Below are 5029 nucleotides of genomic sequence, written 5' to 3' on the forward strand. Positions count from 1 at the left end.
CGGGCTGCTGCGTTACCTCAACCCTGACACGCGCCCGGTCCTCGCGGCGCTACCCACCCCACAGATCGGCTTCAACTACATGGGCCGCTTCACCGTCGCGCCCAGGGCCCAGGGCGACGAGCAGGCGGACTGGTGGCAGCTCGGTCTGGGCGGCGACACCGGTACCCTGCCCGCCTCCTACGCGCTGGAAGCCGGCGGCGTCGTGCGCGACGGCCCGGCGGGCGCGGAGCTCACCGTCCTGCTGTCCTGGCCCGGCGACCTGTTCGACGAGGCGCGGGTCGCTGCCCTCGCCGAGGGATGGGTGGCGATGCTGACCGGGCTGGCCGAGCACGCCGCGCGCCCCGAGGCGGGCGGGCACACCCCCTCCGACTTCCCGCTGCTCGCCATGGCGCAGGGCGAGCTCGACGTGGTGGCGGCCGAACTAACGCGGAACACGCACGAGAGGAGAGCCCGGTGAGCCAGCTCGACGTGGAGGATCTGTGGCCGCTGTCCCCGCTACAGGAGGGCCTGCTCTTCCAGACGCTCTACGACGGGCGGACCGGCGACGTCTACTCCGGCCAGCGTGACCTTGATCTGACCGGGCCGCTGGACCCGGCGCTGCTGCGGGCGTCCGGGGAGGCCCTGCTGGACCGGCACGCCAACCTGCGGGCCGGGTTCCAGCAGCTCTCCGGCCTGGACCAGCCCGTGCAGGTGATCGCCAGGAAGGTACGGCTGCCGTGGCGTGAGGTCGACCTGGCGCACCTGGCGGAAGAAGCGGCGTTGGAACAGGCCATGCGGCTGGCCGCCGAGGAGCGGGACCGCGGGTTCGATCCGGCGCAGCCGCCACTACTGCGTTTCCTGCTGATCCGGTTCGGTGCGCGGCGCCACCGGCTGGTGCTCACCATCCACCACATCCTGCTGGACGGCTGGTCGCAGCCGATGTTCACGCGGGAGCTGTTCGCCGTCTACCAGGCCGGAGGCACGACGGGCGGGCTGAAGCCGGTCTCGCCGTACCGGGACTACCTGGAGTGGCTCGGCCGCCAGGACCGCCAGGCCGCCCGTGAGGCGTGGCGGGTCGAGCTGGCCGGGACGGACGAGCCGACCCTGGTGGCCCAGCCCGATCCGGTGCGCGAGCCGCAGCCGGCCGAGCGCGTGAACACCTCGGTGAGCCCCGAGCTGACGGCAGCTCTGCGGGCCCTCGCTCGTGGTCATGAGCTGACGATGAACACGGTCGTCCAGGGCGCCTGGGCACTGCTGGTCAGCCGCCTGGCCGGCCGCCGTGACGTGGTGTTCGGCGCGGTGGTGGCGGGCCGCCCGCCCGAACTGCCCAGGGTCGAGGACATGGTAGGCCTGTTCATCAACACCGTGCCGATCCGGGTGCCGCTCGACCCCGCCCAGCCGGTCGCCGAGATGCTTACGGCGCTGCAGGCCCGCCAGACGGCGCTGATGTCCTGCCACTACCTGGGCCTTGCCGAGATCCAGCGGATCACCGGCCCCGGCGCCACCTTCGACACGCTGCTGGCCTACGAGAACTACCCGCTCGACTCGTCGTGGGTCTCCGCGATGGCTGACGACCGCGACCTGACGATCACCCCGGCCGGGGGGCACGAGGCGCCGCACTATCCGCTCGCGCTGGCCGTGGTCCCTGGCCGGGACCGGCTGGAGCTGCGGCTGTCCTACCAGCCCGAGGTGTACGAGCGGGAGATGGCCGAGGGGCTGGCCGCCGCCATGGTGCGGGTGCTGGCGGCGATCGCCGCCGACCCGGCCGCCCGTGTCGGCACGGTCGGCATCCTGGACGAGACGGGCCGGGATCTGGTGATCCGGCGGTGGAACGACACCGCGGTGCCGGTGGACGCCGGGTCGCTGGTCACGGCGTTCGAGCGACGCGTCGCCGAGCATCCGCACGCCGTCGCCATCGACGGGGACGTCACGCTGACCTACCAGGAGCTGAACGCGCGCGCCGACCGGCTCGCCCGTCTGCTGGCCACGCTCGGCGTGGGCACCGAGAGCCTGGTCGGGGTGCTGATGGAGCGGTCGGCCGAGCTGGTGGTGGCGCTGCTCGGGGTGGTGAAGGCGGGCGCCGCCTATGTGCCGCTGGATGCCGCCAACCCGCTGGAGCGGATGAAGGCCGTGATCGCCGAGGCCGCACCCGTGGCGCTGCTGGTCGGCCAGGCCACGATCGACCACCCGATGACCCGCGAGGGCGGCCTGCCCGCCGCCAACATCGTCCGGGTCCCCTCGGAGGTGCCGGCCGGCGACGGCCCCTTCCCGGTTGCCCCGGCCGCGGCCAACCTGGCGTACGTCATGTACACCTCGGGATCGACGGGGGTGCCGAAGGGAGTGGCGGTCACCCNCNGCAACGTGGNCGGCTTCTGCCTGGATGGCGCCTGGCCCGCCGAGGNGACCGAGCGGGTCATGGTGCAGGCCAACCACGCCTTCGACGCCTCCACCTACGAGGTGTGGGTGCCGCTGCTGCGCGGCGGCACCGTCGTGGTCGCGCCGGCCGGTGACCTGGATGCCGCCGACCGGGAGCGGTTCATCGCCGCCCACCGGATCACCAACGTCCACGCGACCGCCGGCCTGTTCGCCGCGCTGGGCGAGCAGACCCCGCACATCTTCGCCGGGGTACGCGAGGTGTCGACCGGCGGCGACGTGGTCTCGGCGGCCGCGGTGAGGACTCTGCTGGAGACCCATCCGGACATGGTCGTGCGGTCCACCTACGGGCCGACCGAGACGACCGCCTTCGCCACCCACCTCCCCTTCACCGCGGGCGACCAGGTGCCGGCGTCGGTGCCGATCGGCCGCCCGCTGGACAACACCCGGATCTACGTGCTGGACGGTTTCCTGCAGCCGGTCCCGCCCGGCGTCGGGGGAGAACTGTACGTGGCCGGCGGCGGGCTGGCCCGCGGCTACCTGAACCGGCCAGGCCTCACCTCGGAACGCTTCGTGGCCTGCCCCTTCGGCACGCCGGGCGAGCGGATGTACCGGACCGGGGACCTGGCCCGGTGGACCGGTGACGGGCTGCTGGTCTTCCTGGGGCGGGCCGACACGCAGGTGAAGATCCGCGGGTTCCGGATCGAGCTGAGCGAGATCGAGAACGTGCTGTCCGGCTGCCCGGGGGTCGCGCGGGTCGCGGTGGTAGCCCACACCAGCCAGGCCGACCACAGCCAACTGGTCGCCTACGTGGTGCCCGCCGAGGGGGAGAGCGTGACGGGCTCCGCGGTGCGGAGGTACGCGGCGGGACGGCTGCCGGACTACATGGTCCCCGCCGCCGTCGTCCCGCTGGCGGAGCTGCCGCTGACCGGCAACGCCAAGCTGGACCGGGCGGCCCTGCCCGCGCCGGACTTCGGCCGCATGGCGACCGGGCGCGAGCCGCGCACGCCGATCGAGGAGGTGCTGTGCTCGCTGTTCGTCGACGTGCTGAAGCTGGAGTGGATCGGGGCCGACGACAACTTCTTCGAGTTGGGTGGCGACTCCCTGCTGGCGATGCGGCTGCTCGCCCGGGTACGGGCCGTCCTCGACGTCGAGGTGGGAATCCGCACCCTGTTCACCGGCGCCACCCCGGCGGCGGTGGCCCGTGTGGTCGAGGCCGGTGGCCGCTCGCGGCCCGAGCTGGTTGCCGGGGTACGGCCGGACCCGGCGCCGCTGTCGTTCGGCCAGGCCCGGATGTGGTTCCTCAACCAGTTGGAGGAGGGACGGGCGGTCTACAACGTGCCGCTCGCGCTGAAGCTGACCGGGCAGCTCGACCGGTGGGCGCTGCAGGCCGCGCTGGCCGACGTCGCGGCGCGTCACGAAAGCCTGCGGACGGTCTTCCCTGACGTCGACGGCGTGCCGGGTCAGCACCTGCTGGACGAGACGGTGGGCCGCCCGGAACTGGTGATGGTGGCGGTGACCGAGGCGGAGCTGCCGTCGCTGATGGCCGCCGAGTTGGGGCGCGGGTTCGACGTGGGCAGCGAGCCGCCGCTGCGGGTACGGCTGTTCACGCTGTCCCCCCGGGAGCACGTGCTGCTGCTGGTGGCGCACCACATCGCCTCCGACGGCTGGTCGATGGGCGTGCTGGCCCGCGACCTGTCGGTGGCCTACACCGCCAGGCTGCGTGGGCGGGTACCGCAGTGGACCAGATTGCCGGTCCAGTACGCCGACTACGCGGTGTGGCAGCGCGCGGTGCTGGGCGATCTGTCCGACCCGGCGAGCCTGATCAGCGAGCAGCTCGCGTACTGGCGGGAGGCACTCGCCGACATCCCCGNGGNGCNGNCCCTGCCGGTCGNCCGCCCNCGCCCGCCGGTGCCGAGCTTCACGGGCGGCGCGGTGCCGATCCGGATCGGCGCGCAGACCCACGAGCGGCTTGTCCGGCTGGCCCGGGGGCGGCGGGCAACGCTGTTCATGGTGGTGCAGGCCGCAGTTGCGCTGCTGCTGTCTCGCCTTGGCGGGGGCAACGACATCCCGATCGGCACCGCAGTGGCGGGCCGGGGNGNGGCCGCCCTGGNTGACCTGATCGGCTTCTTCGTCAACACGCTGGTGCTGCGCACCGACGTCGGCGGCGATCCCTCGTTCAACGACCTGGTGGCCCGGGTGCGGGAGCGGAACCTGGCCGCCTACGCCCATCAGGACGTGCCGTTCGAGCGGTTGGTCGAGGAGCTCTACCCGGCCCGCTCGTTGTCGCGGCACCCGCTGTTCCAGGTGTCCCTCGGGTTGCGGAACACCCCGCAGGACACCGGCTGGGAGCTGCCGGGGCTGACCATCCAACCGCACAGGTCCGGGGTCAACGCCGCCAAGTTCGACCTGTCGTTCAGCCTGGCCGAGCACCGTGGCGCCGACGGTGAACCGGCGGGGATCGGTGGGACCGTCGGCTACGCGGCCGACCTGTTCGACCGGCCCACGGTGCAGAAGGTGGCGGAGCGCCTGGTGGCCGTGTTGGACGCGGTGGCCGCCGATCCCGCGTTGCGGGTGAGCCAGGTGCCGGTGTTGGGTGCGGCTGAGTGGGTGCGGGTGGTGGAGGAGTGGAATGACACTGGGGTTGGGGTTGGGGTGGGGACGTTGCCGGGGGTGT

Annotated in this window: 1 protein-coding gene and 1 pseudogene; both read left to right on the forward strand. The window is 73.0% G+C overall.

The window, feature by feature from the left end; genetic code table 11:
* Positions 1-457: hypothetical protein (locus ALLO2_RS22605; RefSeq protein ID WP_035734652.1), on the forward strand; the 457-nt coding region annotated here is incomplete at its 5' end.
* Positions 454-5029, forward strand: a pseudogene (locus tag ALLO2_RS22610) (amino acid adenylation domain-containing protein); the annotation flags it as partial. The gene ALLO2_RS22605 and the pseudogene ALLO2_RS22610, both read left to right, overlap by 4 nt.

The sequence above is a fragment of the Frankia sp. Allo2 genome (assembly GCF_000733325.1).
Taxonomy (GTDB): domain Bacteria; phylum Actinomycetota; class Actinomycetes; order Frankiales; family Frankiaceae; genus Frankia; species Frankia casuarinae.